The organism is Nonomuraea sp. NPDC052129 (assembly GCF_040680095.1).
Classification (GTDB): Bacteria; Actinomycetota; Actinomycetes; order Streptosporangiales; family Streptosporangiaceae; genus Nonomuraea.
On sequence record NZ_JBFAVX010000007.1, the window covers coordinates 53,422 to 68,555 of the forward strand.

The window sequence follows — 15,134 nt, forward strand, 5'->3', positions numbered from 1 at the left end:
ACCGTCCATAATTCGTCCCATGCGTCGAGCCCTTGGATACATCGTGGTCTGGTGTGGAGCCACCGTGATCGCGGTCTCAGTGTCGTGGTTCGGCGTGCGCGGTGTCTTGCGTACCGAGTTCGTGGACGATGTCCAGGTTGAGCCGTTCCTGGCGCAGGCGGTCGCGGACGGCGACCGTACGCCCAGCCAGGCGCCCACTCCCGCCAAGACGCCCGCTCCCACCAGGACGCCCACTCCCACGAAGACGCCCACCCCTACCAGGACGGCGGCTTCCACCAAACCGGCGGTGCGGAAGACGCAGGCGCCTGCACCCACCAGGACCCCGAAGAACCTGCGGGTGGTGTCGGTGAAGGGCGGCGAGGTGGCGTTCACATTGGGCCCCGACGGCTGCCGCCTGGTGTCGGCCACGCCCAGGAGCGGCTACTCCACCAAGGTCGCCAGGAACACCGGCTGGATCAGGGTGGACCTGGTCAAAGGCGAGCACGGCTCGGGGGTGTGGTGCATCAGCGGCGAGCAGCGCACCGACACCTGGGAGTACTGATGACGCTCACTACTACGGACGGAGTAGCCGAGCCATAGCCGTACAGCCGATGCCCAGCGCCGCCCCAGGTGCGAACGTGACGGCATGGACGCACTGCGGAAAGCGCTGGGAGCCCTCTCGGCGGCCTACGCGCTGATCTTCTTCTGCGCGGCGCTGCTGCACACCGGGCTCCCGCTCGGCCCGCTGCGCGAGCCGGTGATCGTGCCGGCGACGATCGTGGAGACGCTCTGCGGCCTGGTCATGCTCGTCGGCGCCCGCGGTGCGCTGAGCCGCCGGCCGTGGGCGTGGGACGGTTTGTTCCACACCCACGCGGGCGCGCTGGCCGGGGTGCTGATGGGGATACTCGCGATGGCGTTCGGCGCGGGCGAGACGACCACGCTGAACACCTGGTATCACCGCGTGATGGCGACCCTGCTGATCGCGGGCCTGGCCGGCGCCGGTTACGTGTCGAGAGTGCGCAGGTAGGCGTCGGCCTCGGCGACGTGGTCCTCGGTGAAGACGCGGATCCCGTTGAGCTCCAGCAGCGCCGTGGTGACGCCCTGGCCGGGTGTCCGGCGGCTCCGGAACGTGCCGTCATAGACGGTCAGCGAGCCGCACGAGGGGCTGCCCTCTTTCAGCACCGCCACCCGGACGCCGAACGAGCGGGCGACGGCGAGCGCCGACTGCGCGCCCGCCAGGAACTCGGCCGTGACGTCGGATCCGTCGGCGGTGAGCACGCGGGCGGCTCCCGACAGCACGGCCGCGCCGCTGACCCCGCCCTCGATCTCGGCGGCCGGGCGGGGGGTCGGCAGCCCGCCCTCCACCTCGGGGCAGAACGGCACCAGACGGCCCTCCTCGCGCCAGGCGGCGAGCCGGGCGTCGGCGCTGGTCTTGGCGCCGCCGTCGTAGCGCACCCGCCGGCCCATCAGGCAGGCGCTGACGAGGACTCTCTCCATACCGACGATTTTAGGAGCGCGATCGGCACCAGCGAGACGGTGGCCAGCGCGATCGCGCAGCCGAACGCGTAGGTGAACGGCTCGGCGACGCCTGCCCTGGTGAAGACCTGCAGGAGTACGGCCGGCAGCGCCACGTCTCAACTGGCTGCTGGACGGAATCGAGGGCGACCTACCCGGGCGATAACCTTTTCTCGATGAACACCACCGCCTTCTCGATGAACACCCCGGTCGCCGCGATCGTGATCGTCTACTCGCTGCTGCTCGCCCTGGCGAGCCTGATCACCGCGATCCGCAACCGGTCCATGGGCATGATCCTGCTGGTCGGGTTCGCCGTGCTGGAGGTGGCGGTGCTGGTCCAGGCGGGCATCATGATCGCCGCGGTGGTCGGCGGCCAGGGCCCCGCCGAGAAGGGCACGCTCTACGGCTACCTCGCCGGCCAGGCGGTCATCCCGCCGGCGGGCGTCTTCCTCGCGCTGGCCGAGCGGAGCCGGTGGGGGCCGGCGATCCTGGCCGTGGCCGGGTTCGCGATCGCGGTGATGACGGGCCGGCTGCTGCAGATCTGGCAGGGCCTCCCGTGAGCGGGCCGGCGATCGGCAGCGGGCCGGGCCGGGCGCTCGTGGCCGTCTACGGGCTCTTCGCGCTCGCCGCGGGCGCGCGGGCCACCGTGCAGATCCTCACCAAGTTCGGCGAGGCGCCGCTGGCCTACACGCTGTCGGCGCTCGCCGCGCTGGTCTACATCCTGCTCACCGTCGCGCTGGCCCGTGGCGCGCGCACCCTCGCGCTGGCGGCGCTGGGTGTCGAGTTGGCGGGCGTGTTGCTCATCGGCACGGCCAGCGTCCTCGATCCGGCCGCTTTCCCGGAGGCAACGGTCTGGTCGGTCTACGGGAAGGGTTACCTGTTCATCCCGCTGGTCCTGCCGTTCGTCGGCCTCTACTGGCTGCTGCGCAGGCGTTAACGGGCCGGGGGCTCGGGCAGGGGGCCATCCATGAGCACGATCGAGCACTCCGTAGATGTCCAGGTCCCCGTCAGGGTGGCATACAACCAATGGACGCAGTTCGAGAGCTTCCCCGAGTTCATGGAGGGTGTCGAATCAGTCAAGCAGCTCAGCGACACACGTACGGCCTGGGTCACCGAGATCGCGGGAGTCAAGCGCGAGTTCGAGGCCGACATCACCGAGCAGCACCCGGACGAGCGGATCGCCTGGCGGTCGGTCGACCGGCCGCACCAGGCGGGCGTGGTGACCTTCCACCACCTCGACCCGAACACGACCAAGGTCACGCTCCAGATGGAGTACGACCCTGAGGGCTTCGTCGAGACGGTCGGCGACTGGCTGCAGATCGTCCGCCTGCGCATCAGGAACGACATGGAACGCTTCAAGTCGTTCATCGAGTCGCGCGGCGGCGAGACCGGCGGCTGGCGCGGCGACGTGCCCGGGCCGCACCAGAGCGGCTCCGGCTACGAAACCGGTGACCACGCGGTTCCGCCCGTGACCGGCGACCGGCCGACCCCGCCCGGCGGTGGTTACCGGCCGATGCCGCCCGGCACCATCGGCGGTGGCGGCGAATTCCCCGGCGGCGCCACGCTCCCGCCGCCCGGACCCGTGCCCACCCCTCCGCCGGGCCCGGTGCCCCCGCGTGACGAGCCGCCGCAGGAGCCGCGCCCCATCCTGTGATGGCTTTACCGCAAACCCCCCCGGGTGTTCTCGGGGGGTTTGCCATGTTTAGGAATAAATGCGGGTTTCGGGCCTGTTAAGCTGACGATTCATCCCATGACTTGATGAGTGGAGGACCGTCCCCGCATGAGTGTGCTCGCCCAAGAGACCGACCAAGAGTCCAAAGGCAGATCCCTCGTCTGGCTCCTCGTGCTGGGAATCGTCCTCGCGGCGCTCAACCTGCGTACCGCCGTCACCAGCGTGGGCCCGCTGCTCGACCAGCTCGCCGGCGCGCTCGGCATGTCGAGCGTCGGCACCGGTCTGCTCACCACGCTGCCCGTGCTGGCCTTCGCGACGGTCGGCGCCGTCACGCCCACGCTGGCCAGGCGCGTCGGCGAGCACCGGCTGCTGCTGCTCGCGCTCGTCACGCTCGGCGTGGGCCTGCTCGTGCGCTCGCTGGTCGGCTCCGCGCCGGTGTTCCTGCTGAGCAGCGCGGTCGCGCTGTCGGGCGGGGCCGTCGGCAACGTGCTCATCCCGACGCTGATCAAGCGTCACTTCCCGGGTCGTACCGGGATCATGACCACCGTCTACACCGTGGCGCTGGCCGTCGGCACCATGCTCGCCGCCGCGGCCACCGTACCGATCGAGCGCGCGTCAGGTGACTGGCACATCGCGCTCGGCGTGTGGGCGGCCCTGGCCGCCGTCGCCGTCATTCCGTGGCTTGCGCTCCTGCGCAGTGAGCCGGAGCGGCGCATCGGCCAGGAGGACGCGGGCATCCGCCGGCTCGTCAGGAGCAAGCTGGCCTGGATGGTCGCGATCTACTTCGGCACCCAGTCCATGATCGCTTACATCATGTTCGGCTGGCTCGCCACCATCCTCACCGACGGCGGCTACACCACCGGCCAGGCCGGGCTCCTGCTCGGCGTGTTCACCGCGTTGAGCATCCCGGTCTCGATCCTGGTGCCCGTCCTCGCCTCCCGCTTCCGCGACCAGCGGCCGGTCGTCGTCGGGCTCGTCGCCTGCTACTCCATTGGGTTCGCCGGGCTGTGGCTCGCGCCGATCTCGACGGCGGCGGTCTGGGTGACGTTCGTGGCGATCGGCATGGGGTCGTTCCCGCTGGCGCTGATGATGCTCGCCCTGCGTACACGTACGCCGGAGACCACCGCCGCGCTGTCGGCGTTCGGGCAGAGCGCCGGCTACCTGATCGCGGGTGCGGGGCCGCTGCTCGTGGGGGTGCTGCACCAGATGACCGGTGGGTGGACGCTGCCGTACGCGCTGATGTTCGCGGTGCTGGTCGTGCAGCTTCTCACCGGGCTGTACGCGGGACGTAACCGGTATCTCGAGGACGAGTCCCTGCCGGTGAGCAAGCCCGTCCCTGCCAGAATGAGCGGATGAACTCGACAGTTGTCACCTTCCCCGACGGTCATGTCAGTGGCCGCTCGGAAATCGTCGGGGCCGTGCCGGCGGGGGGTCGGCACGGTCTCGTCGTCGCCGAAACACCGTTCCACCCGCTTGATCACACCTGGCCGGACCAGCCCGCCGACCGGGGCACGATCGGCGGTCTGCCGGTGGCCGACTGCGTCACGGGGGCCCAGTCGGGCACCGGCGAGATCTTCCTCGGCCCCGACATCCCGGTACGCCGTGGCACCGAGGGCTGGGCCTGGCTGGTCGTCCACGTGGCCGAGACCCCGCTGCCCGTGGGGAGCGAGGTCGCGCTGGAGGTGGACCCTGGCCACCGGGCGGCCCTGTCGGCCGGCCACACCGCCTGCCACCTGGCCGCGCTCGCCCTGAACGCCGCCCTGGCCGGGCACTGGCGCAAGCCCGCGGCGCTGGACGGGCTCGGCCACCCGGACTTCGACCAGAGCGCGATCACCTCGTCGCGGATCTCCCCCTTCGGCAGCGAGGACGTCTACCGGCTCGGCAAGTCCCTGCGCAAGAAGGGGTTCTCCGCCGAGGGACTGGATCTCTCGCAGGTCGCCTCAGAGGTGAACGACCGGCTCAAGGCATGGGTCGCGGCCGACGCGGCGGTCTGGCTCGACGTGCCGGGGCCCGGGCTGACGGCCCGCCGTACATGGCACTGCGCACTGCCGGAAGGGGAGACGTCGATCCCGTGCGGGGGCACGCATGTCCGGGGTACGGCGGAGCTCGGGGTCGTCACGGTCGAGCTGGCTCTGGAGGATGCCGCGCTGACGATGCGTACTACTAGTTCTTGCCTCTGAGGAAGGCGAGCACTCGCTGCCAGGCGTCGGCGCAGGCCGCCTCGTGCTCGCCGGCGGTGGCGTCGAAGAAGCCGTGCGGAGCGCCCGGGTACGTGACCAGCTCGTGCGCCACCCCCGCCTCCGTCAGCGCCGCGCCGAACTCGCTCACCTGCTCACCGGTGATCTTTTCGTCGGCGCCCCCGAACAGGCCCAGGATCGGCGCGCCCAGCTCGGCCGCGTGCTGCGTCGGCCCGGGACCGTACGGGCCCACGATGCCCGGCGCGCCGTAGAAGCCGATCACGCCCGCCAGCCCGAAGCGCGGCGCCGAGGCGAGGAACGCGTTGCGCCCGCCCGCGCAGAACCCGAGCGCCACCGCCGGCCTGCCCAGCCGCTCGGCCGCGGCCATGATGTCATCCTGGATGGTCTCCCTGCCGAGCTTGGAGACGTGCTCCATGAAGGGGAAGTCCTCGCCCCGCTCGTCGTCGGTGGCGGTCCTGCCGTAGTAGTCGATGGCGATGGCCGGGTGACCCTGCTCCGCCAGCCGTACGGTGAGCTGCTTGTAGAAGTCGTGCAAGCCGCGTAGGTCGGGGAGGATGACCACGCCCGGCCCGCGGACGTCGTCGGGACGGGCCTCATAGGCGGCGAACACGGCGCCGTCGGCCGAGGTCAGCCTTATGCCGGAGGCGCTCGTGCCGGTGATGGGGGCGGTGGGGGCGGGTGGTTTCGCATCGTCGTCGTAGCACATGATGGGGCGAAATTACCAAAGCACCGATTCGGCCGACAGGTCTGTCAGCATGTGTTGACAAGCGGGTGCTTGTCAGCGCATGCTGACACCATGAAGGTCAACGAGCTGGCCGAGGCGGCCACCGATCGCGATCCCGGCGTGGGTCTGGCGGCCGTGGCCGCCCTGAGAGCTCTGCTGGAGGAGCTCGAGGCCACGCACGTGTCCAACGCCCGGGACCAGGGGTGGTCCTGGGAGCAGATCGCCGACGCCCTCGGGGTCAGACGGCAGTCCGCGCACCGCAAGCACGCCCGCCGAGTCGGAAGGTAGCCACATGCTCGCCAGATTCACCGACCCCGCCCGCCGCACGCTGATCAGGGCCGGCACGCTGGCCCTCGACGCGGGGCGTCCGGCGCTCACCCCTGACCTCCTGCTGCTCGCCCTGGCCGAGATCCGGCCCTTCTCGCTGGAGCGGTTCACCGTGACGGCTGAGGACGTACGGGGGCAGGTCGATCTCGGTGACGCCCGTGAGCTGCTCGCCACCCTGGGGATCGACCTCGACGCCGTGCACCGCCGTACCAGGGAGGGGACCTCCATCGCCGCGCGGTGGCGGCTGACGCGGTCGCGCATCAAGCCGCTGCGGGTGACCCTGTACGGACCGTTGGGGGCGGTACCGCTGGCCATGCACGTGTGGAAGGCGGTGGAGGTGGCGATGTGGCGGCCGGGGGTGGTGACGGGGGAGAGGCTGCTTCGGGGGTTGCTCGCCGATTGCTCGAACGGGGTGGGGCGAATTCTGCGGGACGGCGGGGTGGATCTGCGGGCGCTGGTGGAGGAGGCGGGGATACCGGTGGCTCGGACCGCATAGCGCTGCGTCAGGTCGGGGCGTCGAGGTGGGTGATCTTGTCTGGGTTCGCGATGAGGTAGATGGTGTCGATCTTGCCGTCCGTTATGAGCAGGGAGATGACGGTGACGACCCGGCCCGCGGCTGAGATGACCACGCCGGGTGCGTCGTTCACGTTCGCCAGGCCGTACGACAGGGTGACCAAGTCGCTTGCGCCGATCGAGGCCATGAACTTGGCGATGCCGTCGGGGGTGGCGATGGACGTCAGGAAGCGCGTCACGTTCGCGGCGCCGGTCAGGGCGCGCAGCGGGGACCGGGCCTTGCCGCCGCCGTCGCTCACCAACGTCACGTCGGTGGACAGCAGCTCGATCAACCCGTCCAGGTCACCGCTGGTGGAGGCGCGGATGAAGCGTTCGGTGATGCGCCGCCGCTCGCCGCGGTCCACGTCGAAGCGGGGCCGCTTCTCCTGTACGTGATCGCGGGCGCGCCTGGCCAGCTGCCGTGTGGCGGGTTCGGCCCGGCCGATCACCTCGGCGATCTCCGAGAACGGCAGATCGAACGCCTCCCGCAGCACGAACACCGCCCGCTCCAGCGGCGAGAGCGTTTCGAGCACCACGAGCAGCGCGAACTCGACGGAATCGGCCAGCTCCGCGTGCTCCGCCACGTCGGGCGCGGTGCTGATGGGCTCGGGCAGCCACGGGCCGACGTACGACTCGCGCCGCGACTTCGCCCACCGCAGCCGGTCGATGGCCAGCCGCGACGTGATCCTGACCATATACGCCTTGGGATCGGCGACGGTCGTCTCATCCACGCCGGACCAGCGCAGCCACGCCTCCTGCACCACATCCTCGGCATCGGCCACGCTGCCCAGGATCCGGTACGCGACGCCGGTCAGCAGGCTGCGGTGGTCTTCGAAGGTCGACATGAGACTTAAGACGTATCACGGGGGATCGTGTGTGACACACCCGCACCAGGATTCCTATACACTGAGATCGCACCAAGGGGCTATAGCGCAGCTGGTAGCGCACCTCCATGGCATGGAGGGGGTCTGGGGTTCGAATCCCCATAGCTCCACTCGTCGGCGGGGTTGGTATGGTCGCTCGCCCCCTACGGGGGCTTCGCTTCCCTCGGCCTCCTCGTTGTTTACCCCGGGGGATAACCCCCGGACCCCCAGCGTCGGGCCAATCGGCCTTCGCTTCGCTCCGGGCTGTTTTTCTTTTGGTTCCCAATCGGCTTCGCCTCATTGGCGCTTCGCGCTTGGGGGCTTCAGGCGTTTTCTTCCAGTCGGGCCTGGTCCCGACCCCTGTAGGGCCTTCGCTTCGCTCGGGCGGTCTTATTTAGGCGCTTCGCCTGCTTGTGCCCCGGCGGGATCTCATTGCTGCGACCATCTGGAAAGCCACATCTTGTCGAGATGGCGTCCCCCGCTGGGTTGTGGATCCACGATCTCGTTGTATGGCCTCTACGAGGACGGTCAGGGCTGAGTGGCCGAGAAACCGCACCGCTCTGCGGGACGTCATCTCTGTTGATCGCGTGACTACGTTCGCCCGCATGGGCGCCGGGACGCCGTTTCCCCGCGTTGGGAGGGCCTTCTCCGGCCAGAGCGGCTTCACGGGTCCTAGGCGTTCGTGGTCGGTGAGGTTGCGGAAGCCCAGGGCGGAGCCGCGTAGGTGTTCCAGGCGGAACCCCAGCGCGGTCGCGCCCTGCGACCGGCACCAGCGACCGATCCTCATCCAGAAGCGCCCAGAACTCGACCAGCTCATCCAGCGTGGCCGGTTCCATGCGGCAACGTCGCTTCGCCACCAGCGCCAATCGAACCTGAGCGATCAGCGTGCCCGGCATGGCTCAACGACGCCCCGTCGCCGATCAACCGTGTCGGGTCGGCCGGTAGGTCAGCACCTGCGTGTGGCCGTCGAAGGTGCGGGCCTCGAGCAGTTCGAGGTCGAAGTCGCCGGCACCGTCGAAGATCCGGTCCACGCCGGTCGTCCCGGAGATCACGGGGAAGACCGTCACCTCGATGGCGTCGATCAGGCCGGCGTTCAGCAGTGTCCGGTTGAGCCTCAGGCTGCCGTGGGAGCGCAGCGGCACATCGGATTCGGCCTTGAGGCGCGTGACCACCTCGACAGGGTCGCCGGACTCGATGGTCGTGTCCGGCCAATCGAGCGGCTCGGTCAGCCGGCTGGAGAGCACCGTGACCGGGGAGTCGAACATGCGCGTGATCCACCCGTCGAACAGGCTGCGGTCGAAGTCCGCGTTAAGGAACGGCGCGTTGGAGGAGTAGGTCTTGGCCCCGAGCACCATGCGCAGCGGGTCGCGGTAGGCAGCGGCGCGATGTGCGAGGAATTCGGGGCCCTGCTTGCCCCAGTAGCCGCCCCAGTCGCCGCTGTGATTAGCGAAGCCGTCGAGCGTGGAGAAGATGTCGAAGGTGTACGTGGCAGTCATGGGGTGTCTCCTTGCGGGAAGTTGGCCGCGCCCGCCTTGCGGCGGCCTCACCCCTGCTACGAACACCACCGCCCCGATCCGACACGCCTCTCGGATTTTCCTTCAAAACTTTCCGGGCTCATCCAGGGGGCTACCGAGGGTCAGCAGAGGCGTTGGCAGTTCCGGGAAGAGGAACGTACTTGCCGAGGAATTGCCGGGCTGACGGCTTGTCCAGGCGGTAGTCGTAGTTGGTTCCCTTGCAGGCGTCGTCGGCGCCGCTGATCGACGTGGCCACGAGGAGATGCGAGTCGGGGCCGCCCAGGAAGTTCGGGCCGCCTGAGTCGCCGAAGCAGGTGCTGCCGTCCCCATTGGAGGCCAGGGACAGGTCCAGCCATTTGGCGGACAGGTTCTCGAAGGAGATGGACGCTTGGCGGCGTGTGTCGGTGTAATGCCACTGCTCGCCGTGCCCTCCCTTGGCCTGGGAGCCGTGCCCACCCTTGGTCGGGGACAGGGCGCCGTACCCGACCGGGGTGAAATGTGTGGACTTCAGCTTGCCGTCGGCCTTGAGGCGGTCGAGCATGTCCACCTCCGGCAACTGGGCCGGCCGGATGCCCGTGACGGGCTTGTCGAAGACGACGACTGCCATGTCGTGCAGATCCGAGTCCGTCGAGAATCGCGGGTCGGGGATGTACCGGCCGGCGTAGAGCTGGTCGCCGCGCGTGTAGTGATGGGAGAAGGAGACCTGGGCCGTCTTCTGATTCCGCTCCCCGCAGTGCGCGGCGGTGAGGAAGACCGTCGGCGAGACGAGGGTGCCGGTGCAGTATGCCCAGGTACCGTCGGAGTGCGGCTTCTCGGCGACGAGGGCCCCTACTTCCGGATGGGCGTCACCGTCGTCCGAGCCGTTGGTGATGGCTACCGCGGGCGTGGCGGAATAAGCGATCGTGGCCGCAAAAACTAGGACAAAAGGGACGTAACGCATCTGAGGAGTGTAGGCGGAACATAGCCTCCGCATGGAATGCCGCGCAAAAAATTTACCTCGGCCAGGACTGATGTGACGCTTGTGAGTGCGGGGACGCGGGATTCGGCGATGCCGCGCAGAGATGGGTGGCGACTTACTTGGGACTTGCCGCTCATGGGCTCGCACCACACGCCACGGTCGCCCGTGCAGAAGTCGTCCCGCTCGTAGCTACTCCGCGTCCGGCCTCTGGCTCGACTTTGCGCCAGAAGTCAGGACAGTTTGCGAAGTCGTCGGGCGATTTCCGGGATGTCGTCCAGTTCCCCGGTTGTCACGGCGATCACGATGGCTTCGGCGGCGTCGGCGTCGGTGCCGTCCAGCGTCTCGCCATTCAGCTCAAGAAAGACGACTGCCGACGTCCACCCGAGTCGCTTGTTGCCGTCGACCAGGGGATGTCCAATGATGAGGCTCTGCAGCAGGGCCGCGGCCTTGGTCCAGAGATCGGGATAAGCGTCGTCGCCGAAGACGCTGGTCTGCGGGCGCAGCACGGCTGCGTGTAGCTGGCCCCCATCTCGGAGGCCGACGGATGGCAGGATCTCCTCCGCGATGGCCAGCACATCGGACTTGGTGAGATAGATCGTCACTTGGACAGCCGGTCGAGAAGCTCGGCGTCGCGCTGAGCCACTTTCCGGGCGATCGCTCGTACGGTGCTCGTCTGCTTACGCTCCAGGAATTCCTCGATGGCGATGATTATTTCCGCGTTGAGGCTCTTGCCGTCGTCTTCCGCGACGGTGCGCAGTCTGCTGTGAATCTCGTCGGGGAGGCGCAGTCGAAGGTCCATGCGCGCATGGTATCTGATTGTGGTGTCAGAGAGTGGTGCCGTCGCCGCGATCGAACTGAAGAGAACCGATCTGCCCTCCGTAACCCAATGGTTGCTTTACGTGTGCTTAGGTAGTCCTTTGACAAGTTTGTGGGCCGGAGTGGGGTTGAAGGGTGTCAAAGTACGGCTGGCGTCACTCGGCGTTCGCGCCTGCGGTGGGCTTGATGGTTTCCGCGCTGCTGTTCGTGGCCGGAGCGGTGGAAACGCTGCTGGTGTCCGTGGGTGCGACCACGGCCCCGCCGGCCGCGGAGGTCGTGGTCACGCTGATCATCGCGGTGTTCCTGACCACCGTTCTCAGGCTCGTCAGGGCCGTACCGGATATCCGGCGGGAGAGTGCCGCGACGGCGCGGGCCGTGGCCAACGTGCAGGCGGTGAAGCCGAGCGAGGACACGCTGGTGGGGCGGCGGCTCAAGCTGTTCAAGGAGGCGGCCGAGGCCGGGAACGACTGTGAGGCGGTGCTCGGCGCCCGGTCCGCGCTGGACGACAGCGAGATGGCCAACAAGCATCACCTCGACCACGCGCTCATCTGGGCGCTGCCGGTGTTCGGGTTCATCGGCACCGCGCTGACGATGGCCGCCATGGTCAGCTCCTTCTCGAACGCCCTGGACAACCAGGGGGACCCCAGCGTGCTGATCACCGCGCTCAAGCAGCACGTGCTGCCCGAGCTGGCGTCGGCGTTCGGTGTCACCCTGGTCGCGCTGTTCCTGAGCGTGCTCGCCTTCGGTGGGATGGCGCTGATCGAGCGGGCGGAGCGGGCCAGCGTGGTGGCCGCCGACGAGGTGTTCCTCATCTATATCGCGCGCCTGCCCGTCAAGCAGGTGGCACCCGCCATGACGGGGCTCACCCAGGAGCTGTCTCAGTCCAGAGGCAGGACCGAGGAACTGGTCAAGGGTCTGGACGCGCTGCGTACCGCGGTGGAGCGGTTGAGCGCCGCCGAGAGCCGGCCGCAGAAGTACACGCTGGTGAGGGAGCAGTGAGGAAGCGCGCCGTCAGATCGTTCGCGCCGCCGCTCGACCTGCGCTTCATCGACCTGTTCATGTCCATCGTCCTGGCGCTGTCCTTCGTGGCGATCATGCTGACCGTCGTGGCGCGGATGCTGCCGACGGACGTCCCCACGCCGCCGCGTCAGGAGACGCGCCAGAGCGTGGCCCAGCTGCAGAAGCAGCTCGACGCCGCCATGGTGGCCAAGCGGAAGGCCGAGACCGAGCTGCGCACCACCCAGGCGCAGATCGCCGAGCAGACCGCCTTCGCGCTGCCGTGGTGGCTGATCGGGTTCTGCGCGCTGCTCGGTGTGCTGACCGTGTTCATGAGCTGGCGGATCCGGCTGTGGAACAACGGAAATCTACCGCGTATACGCAGTTGGCTGATGGTCACCGTGGTGGTGGCCGCGGTGACGGTGGTGATCAGGTCGCTGAGTGACAGTGACGGCTATCTGCTGCTCGCCGAGATCCCCTGGTGGGGCGCCGACGCCCTCTGTCTCGGGCTGTTGCTGGTCGCGTACGTGCTGATCTCCGACATCCGGGCCAGCCACGCCGCGCTCGGCCAGATCAGGGTGCGGTCGGCGCGCGGCTCGGTCCCGGAGCGGTAGAAGGATTAGCGGAAAGAGGATTACGGTTTGCGGGCGACTCCGGCCAGGACCCAGGCCCGCTTGGCCTCCTGGTCGGAGACCGGGGTGCTGGAGCGCCACTGACGGACATAGATGAAGCCGGGGTCGACGAGCTCCAGCCCGTCGAAGAAGCGCACCGCCTGCTCGCGGTTGCGCGGGCCGCCCTTGGGCCGGTTGAGCGCCTCCCGGAAGACGTCGGCGATCTGCTCGGCTATCTCGGGGCGGCCGTCGAAGACGGCGTGGGTGAGGCAGAGGAAGCTCCCGGGCGCCAGCCGCTCGCACAGCCGGGCCACGTGCTCGAACGGGCCGTCCTCGTCGGGGATGTACTGGAGTGCGCCAATGATCAGGACGCCGACGGGCCGGTCGAAGTCGATCAGCTGATTCAGGGTGGGATCGTCCAGCATGGCGTCGGGATGGAGGATGTCCCCTTCGACCACTCCCGTGCGCTCGTTGGTCGCCAGCAGCGCTCGCGCGTGGTTGAGCGCGACCGGGTCGTCGGCGACATAGACGACGTTGGCGTCCGGGTCGAGCGACTGGGCCACCTCGTGGACGTTCCGCTTGGTAGGCAGCCCGGAGCTGACATGGACGAACTGTGTGACACCCTGCTCGACCAGGTAGCGCACGACCCGTTCGCGGAACTCCTGGACGTACTCGCCCATCACCCCGGCGTCGGGGATCAGCGCCAGGACTCGCGCGGCGGCTTCGCGATCGGCGGCGAAGTTGTCCTTGCCGCCCAGGAAGTAGTCGTTCATGCGGGCGACGCTGGGAGCGTTGGCCGACACCCCTGGCCGTCGGGGCGTGTCATTCATTTGTCATCTCCCTCGCTCCCACCCGGCTAAGAGGACAGTAGCAAGCCAGGGCCCGTCCGGGGGTCTTGTCCTGGTTTGTACTGGCGGAGACTCATGAAAAGTTCATCCGCCGCAAATGGCGTCCCAAGGGGTGTTTCCTAGCTTTGCTGGCGTAAGGGAAGTTCGACTCTTCGGAAGGCGACCACGTGGGACACGATCATGAGGGCCAGCGCGTCAGCCGACGGCGGTTGATCACCGGGGTCAGCTCGCTCGGGCTGGGCAGCCTGCTCGCCGCCTGCGGCCAGGACGCGCCGGCGGTGACCACCTCGACAGGGGCGAGCGTGTCTCCGACGGCGACCACGTCCAAGGATCTGACCGCCCTGTTCGCCGACGCCAACACCTGTACGCTGACCGCCACCACTACGCAGGGCCCTTACTACTTCGACGCGGACAAGATCCGCAGCGACATCCGGGAGGATCGGAAGGGGATGCGCCTGCGCCTGGCGGTCAAGGTCCAGGACAGCGAGACCTGCAAGCCACTGGGGAACGCGGTGGTGGAGATCTGGCACTGCGACGCGGCCGGGCTCTACTCGGGAGCGGAGTCGCAGTCGACCGGTGGCGGCGGCCGTCCCGGGGGCACCCCGCCGACCGGTGCTCCGCCCACGGGCGCCCCGACCGGTGAGAGCGCCGCGAACGATCTGACTCCGACGGACGACAAGCGCTACCTGCGCGGCGCTCAGGTGACCAACAGCAAGGGGATCGTGGAGTTCACCACCATCTGGCCGGGTTGGTACCGGGGACGGACGGTGCACATCCACGCGATGGTGCATTTCAGCAACGCGCGGGTGCTGACCACTCAGGTGATGTTCGACGAGGCGCTCAACACCAAGGTCTTCACGCAGTCGCCGTACGCGGCACACACCGGCCGGGACACCTTCAACGACGGCGACACCATCTACAAGGACAGCATGCTGCTGAAGGTCACCGAGGAGGACGACGGCTATCTGGGGGCGATCGTCTTCTCCGCCGACTCCGACAAGGACGGCAAGTGATCAGGCCCCGGCCTCGGGCGGGCGCAGGCGCCGCAGGGCCTCGTTGACGCTCTCGCCTTGTCCGGTGGCGATCGGCTTGCCGTCGGAGTCGCGGGCGACGGCGGAGTAGGCCGGTCCCGGCAGCTGGGTCAACAGGATGGTGTTGCCGTCGCGCAGCAGGTCCTCCGGTGCGAGGCGGTGTTCGCGCCGGTCGGCCAGGTGACGGGCGGCGACCAGGGCGGCCACGGGGGCGCGGTGGCGGGTGAGGAGAATGGGGCCGCTGTCGTGCGGCTGAGCGGCCTGTCGTACGAGGTCGCCGAGCTTGCGGCGGACCGTTGACAGCGGCAGGGCGGGCAGGCCGGTCAGCGGCCCGGACACCCCGGAGAGCGGGACCAGCGCGGCCCATTCCCAGCGTTCGCGGGTGATCAGCGTCGTCTCGCCGTCCTGGGCGGCGCGCACCAACCGGCCCCAGTGAACACGCGCCTCCTCGACGCCGAGCGGGGGGCCGAGCCGGGCGACGAGCTCTTCATAGACGGTCGGGGTGTCGTACATCCGGAAAATGTAAGCCA

The 15,134-nt window shown here is 68.8% G+C and carries 22 protein-coding genes and 1 tRNA gene; 13 read left to right on the top strand and 10 right to left on the bottom strand.

Annotation, left to right across the window (positions count from 1 at the left end):
* Positions 1-19 precede the first annotated feature (19 nt).
* Together AB0L53_RS18195 and AB0L53_RS18200 are read left to right on the top strand one after the other, a co-directional pair.
* Entirely contained in the window at positions 20-541 is a 522-nt protein-coding gene (locus AB0L53_RS18195) for a hypothetical protein (protein ID WP_363994697.1), read from the top strand.
* 84 nt (positions 542-625) lie between these two features.
* A complete protein-coding gene (locus AB0L53_RS18200; RefSeq protein ID WP_363994700.1) occupies positions 626-1,006 on the top strand; it encodes a hypothetical protein in 381 nt (126 codons plus the stop codon).
* Here the strand turns inward: AB0L53_RS18200 and AB0L53_RS18205 are convergent.
* Positions 982-1,476 (bottom strand): DUF523 domain-containing protein, encoded by a 495-nt coding sequence (locus AB0L53_RS18205; RefSeq protein ID WP_363994702.1) that lies wholly within the window; start codon positions 1,474-1,476, stop codon positions 982-984. The two genes, AB0L53_RS18200 and AB0L53_RS18205, sit on opposite strands and share 25 nt — an antisense overlap.
* Positions 1,446-1,610 carry a hypothetical protein gene (locus tag AB0L53_RS18210; RefSeq protein WP_363994705.1) on the bottom strand — a complete coding sequence of 55 codons (165 nt, stop codon included), beginning with the start codon at positions 1,608-1,610 and terminating at the stop codon, positions 1,446-1,448. The genes AB0L53_RS18205 and AB0L53_RS18210 overlap by 31 nt, the downstream gene beginning before the upstream one ends.
* A 60-nt stretch (positions 1,611-1,670) precedes the next feature.
* On the opposite strand from AB0L53_RS18210, the gene AB0L53_RS18215 reads away from it, so the two are divergent.
* The 5 genes from AB0L53_RS18215 to AB0L53_RS18235 all read left to right on the top strand — a co-directional run bounded on the left by AB0L53_RS18215 (position 1,671) and on the right by AB0L53_RS18235 (position 5,346).
* A complete protein-coding gene (locus AB0L53_RS18215) occupies positions 1,671-2,054 on the top strand; it encodes a hypothetical protein (RefSeq protein WP_363994708.1) in 384 nt (127 codons plus the stop codon).
* Positions 2,051-2,431 (top strand): hypothetical protein, encoded by a 381-nt coding sequence (locus AB0L53_RS18220; protein WP_357939863.1) that lies wholly within the window; start codon positions 2,051-2,053, stop codon positions 2,429-2,431. Before AB0L53_RS18215 ends, AB0L53_RS18220 begins: the two co-directional genes overlap by 4 nt.
* Before the next feature lie 30 nt (positions 2,432-2,461).
* Positions 2,462-3,148, top strand: a complete 687-nt coding sequence (locus AB0L53_RS18225; protein WP_363994711.1) for an SRPBCC family protein — start codon at positions 2,462-2,464, stop codon at positions 3,146-3,148.
* Positions 3,149-3,274: 126 nt separating this feature from the next.
* Positions 3,275-4,522 carry an MFS transporter gene (locus AB0L53_RS18230; RefSeq protein WP_363994714.1) on the top strand — a complete coding sequence of 416 codons (1,248 nt, stop codon included), beginning with the start codon at positions 3,275-3,277 and terminating at the stop codon, positions 4,520-4,522.
* Entirely contained in the window at positions 4,519-5,346 is an 828-nt protein-coding gene (locus tag AB0L53_RS18235) for a metal-dependent hydrolase (RefSeq protein ID WP_363994717.1), read from the top strand. Before AB0L53_RS18230 ends, AB0L53_RS18235 begins: the two co-directional genes overlap by 4 nt.
* Here the strand turns inward: AB0L53_RS18235 and AB0L53_RS18240 are convergent.
* Positions 5,330-6,070 carry a dienelactone hydrolase family protein gene (locus AB0L53_RS18240; protein ID WP_363994719.1) on the bottom strand — a complete coding sequence of 247 codons (741 nt, stop codon included), beginning with the start codon at positions 6,068-6,070 and terminating at the stop codon, positions 5,330-5,332. The two genes, AB0L53_RS18235 and AB0L53_RS18240, sit on opposite strands and share 17 nt — an antisense overlap.
* A 90-nt stretch (positions 6,071-6,160) precedes the next feature.
* Between AB0L53_RS18240 and AB0L53_RS18245 the strand changes: the two genes are divergently transcribed.
* Together AB0L53_RS18245 and AB0L53_RS18250 are read left to right on the top strand one after the other, a co-directional pair.
* Positions 6,161-6,376, top strand: a complete 216-nt coding sequence (locus AB0L53_RS18245) for a helix-turn-helix domain-containing protein (protein WP_357648152.1) — start codon at positions 6,161-6,163, stop codon at positions 6,374-6,376.
* A gap of 4 nt (positions 6,377-6,380) precedes the next feature.
* Positions 6,381-6,911: a Clp protease N-terminal domain-containing protein gene (locus tag AB0L53_RS18250; protein ID WP_363994722.1), complete on the top strand. Its 531-nt coding sequence runs from the start codon at positions 6,381-6,383 to the stop codon at positions 6,909-6,911.
* Positions 6,912-6,918: 7 nt separating this feature from the next.
* Here the strand turns inward: AB0L53_RS18250 and AB0L53_RS18255 are convergent, their stop codons facing one another.
* Positions 6,919-7,812 (bottom strand): RNA polymerase sigma-70 factor, encoded by an 894-nt coding sequence (locus tag AB0L53_RS18255; protein ID WP_363994725.1) that lies wholly within the window; start codon positions 7,810-7,812, stop codon positions 6,919-6,921.
* Positions 7,813-7,888: 76 nt separating this feature from the next.
* Here AB0L53_RS18255 and AB0L53_RS18260 point away from each other — a divergent pair.
* Positions 7,889-7,961, top strand: a tRNA-Ala gene (locus AB0L53_RS18260).
* A 789-nt stretch (positions 7,962-8,750) separates the two neighbouring features.
* On the opposite strand, the gene AB0L53_RS18265 is transcribed toward AB0L53_RS18260, so the two are convergent.
* From AB0L53_RS18265 to AB0L53_RS18280, 4 genes are all read right to left on the bottom strand, one after another.
* A complete protein-coding gene (locus tag AB0L53_RS18265; protein WP_363994728.1) occupies positions 8,751-9,326 on the bottom strand; it encodes a dihydrofolate reductase family protein in 576 nt (191 codons plus the stop codon).
* A 130-nt stretch (positions 9,327-9,456) separates the two neighbouring features.
* Positions 9,457-10,284 (bottom strand): trypsin-like serine protease, encoded by an 828-nt coding sequence (locus AB0L53_RS18270; RefSeq protein ID WP_363994731.1) that lies wholly within the window; start codon positions 10,282-10,284, stop codon positions 9,457-9,459.
* A 248-nt stretch (positions 10,285-10,532) separates the two neighbouring features.
* On the bottom strand, positions 10,533-10,904 hold the full coding sequence (locus AB0L53_RS18275; protein WP_363994734.1) for a Fic family protein: 372 nt from the start codon (positions 10,902-10,904) through the stop codon (positions 10,533-10,535).
* Positions 10,901-11,101, bottom strand: coding sequence for an Arc family DNA-binding protein (locus tag AB0L53_RS18280; RefSeq protein ID WP_363994737.1), 201 nt, complete (start codon positions 11,099-11,101; stop codon positions 10,901-10,903). The genes AB0L53_RS18275 and AB0L53_RS18280 overlap by 4 nt, the downstream gene beginning before the upstream one ends.
* A gap of 203 nt (positions 11,102-11,304) precedes the next feature.
* Here AB0L53_RS18280 and AB0L53_RS18285 point away from each other — a divergent pair, with 203 nt between their 5' ends.
* Together AB0L53_RS18285 and AB0L53_RS18290 are read left to right on the top strand one after the other, a co-directional pair.
* Positions 11,305-12,117: a hypothetical protein gene (locus tag AB0L53_RS18285; RefSeq protein WP_358555082.1), complete on the top strand. Its 813-nt coding sequence runs from the start codon at positions 11,305-11,307 to the stop codon at positions 12,115-12,117.
* Positions 12,114-12,728 carry a hypothetical protein gene (locus AB0L53_RS18290; RefSeq protein WP_363994740.1) on the top strand — a complete coding sequence of 205 codons (615 nt, stop codon included), beginning with the start codon at positions 12,114-12,116 and terminating at the stop codon, positions 12,726-12,728. The genes AB0L53_RS18285 and AB0L53_RS18290 overlap by 4 nt, the downstream gene beginning before the upstream one ends.
* Positions 12,729-12,748: 20 nt before the next feature.
* Here the strand turns inward: AB0L53_RS18290 and AB0L53_RS18295 are convergent, their stop codons facing one another.
* Entirely contained in the window at positions 12,749-13,555 is an 807-nt protein-coding gene (locus AB0L53_RS18295) for an SAM-dependent methyltransferase (RefSeq protein WP_363994743.1), read from the bottom strand.
* 185 nt (positions 13,556-13,740) lie between these two features.
* Here AB0L53_RS18295 and AB0L53_RS18300 point away from each other — a divergent pair, with 185 nt between their 5' ends.
* Positions 13,741-14,586, top strand: coding sequence for an intradiol ring-cleavage dioxygenase (locus tag AB0L53_RS18300; RefSeq protein WP_363994746.1), 846 nt, complete (start codon positions 13,741-13,743; stop codon positions 14,584-14,586).
* On the opposite strand, the gene AB0L53_RS18305 is transcribed toward AB0L53_RS18300, so the two are convergent.
* Positions 14,587-15,117: a type II toxin-antitoxin system prevent-host-death family antitoxin gene (locus tag AB0L53_RS18305; RefSeq protein WP_363994749.1), complete on the bottom strand. Its 531-nt coding sequence runs from the start codon at positions 15,115-15,117 to the stop codon at positions 14,587-14,589. It abuts the gene before it with no gap.
* Between the last annotated feature and the right edge of the window lie 17 nt (positions 15,118-15,134).

Bases quoted from the DNA above. Each gene is read 5' to 3' on its own strand.
- AB0L53_RS18280 (WP_363994737.1), bottom strand. From the start codon at position 11,101: ATGGACCTTCGACTGCGCCTCCCCGACGAGATTCACAGCAGACTGCGC.
- AB0L53_RS18285 (WP_358555082.1), top strand. From the start codon at position 11,305: ATGGTTTCCGCGCTGCTGTTCGTGGCCGGAGCGGTGGAAACGCTGCTG.
- AB0L53_RS18230 (WP_363994714.1), top strand. From the start codon at position 3,275: ATGAGTGTGCTCGCCCAAGAGACCGACCAAGAGTCCAAAGGCAGATCC.
- AB0L53_RS18255 (WP_363994725.1), bottom strand. From the start codon at position 7,812: ATGTCGACCTTCGAAGACCACCGCAGCCTGCTGACCGGCGTCGCGTAC.
- AB0L53_RS18200 (WP_363994700.1), top strand. From the start codon at position 626: ATGGACGCACTGCGGAAAGCGCTGGGAGCCCTCTCGGCGGCCTACGCG.
- AB0L53_RS18195 (WP_363994697.1), top strand. From the start codon at position 20: ATGCGTCGAGCCCTTGGATACATCGTGGTCTGGTGTGGAGCCACCGTG.
- AB0L53_RS18250 (WP_363994722.1), top strand. From the start codon at position 6,381: ATGCTCGCCAGATTCACCGACCCCGCCCGCCGCACGCTGATCAGGGCC.
- AB0L53_RS18240 (WP_363994719.1), bottom strand. From the start codon at position 6,070: ATGTGCTACGACGACGATGCGAAACCACCCGCCCCCACCGCCCCCATC.
- AB0L53_RS18305 (WP_363994749.1), bottom strand. From the start codon at position 15,117: ATGTACGACACCCCGACCGTCTATGAAGAGCTCGTCGCCCGGCTCGGC.
- AB0L53_RS18205 (WP_363994702.1), bottom strand. From the start codon at position 1,476: ATGGAGAGAGTCCTCGTCAGCGCCTGCCTGATGGGCCGGCGGGTGCGC.
- AB0L53_RS18265 (WP_363994728.1), bottom strand. From the start codon at position 9,326: ATGACTGCCACGTACACCTTCGACATCTTCTCCACGCTCGACGGCTTC.
- AB0L53_RS18295 (WP_363994743.1), bottom strand. From the start codon at position 13,555: ATGAATGACACGCCCCGACGGCCAGGGGTGTCGGCCAACGCTCCCAGC.
- AB0L53_RS18225 (WP_363994711.1), top strand. From the start codon at position 2,462: ATGAGCACGATCGAGCACTCCGTAGATGTCCAGGTCCCCGTCAGGGTG.
- AB0L53_RS18215 (WP_363994708.1), top strand. From the start codon at position 1,671: ATGAACACCACCGCCTTCTCGATGAACACCCCGGTCGCCGCGATCGTG.
- AB0L53_RS18270 (WP_363994731.1), bottom strand. From the start codon at position 10,284: ATGCGTTACGTCCCTTTTGTCCTAGTTTTTGCGGCCACGATCGCTTAT.
- AB0L53_RS18235 (WP_363994717.1), top strand. From the start codon at position 4,519: ATGAACTCGACAGTTGTCACCTTCCCCGACGGTCATGTCAGTGGCCGC.
- AB0L53_RS18245 (WP_357648152.1), top strand. From the start codon at position 6,161: ATGAAGGTCAACGAGCTGGCCGAGGCGGCCACCGATCGCGATCCCGGC.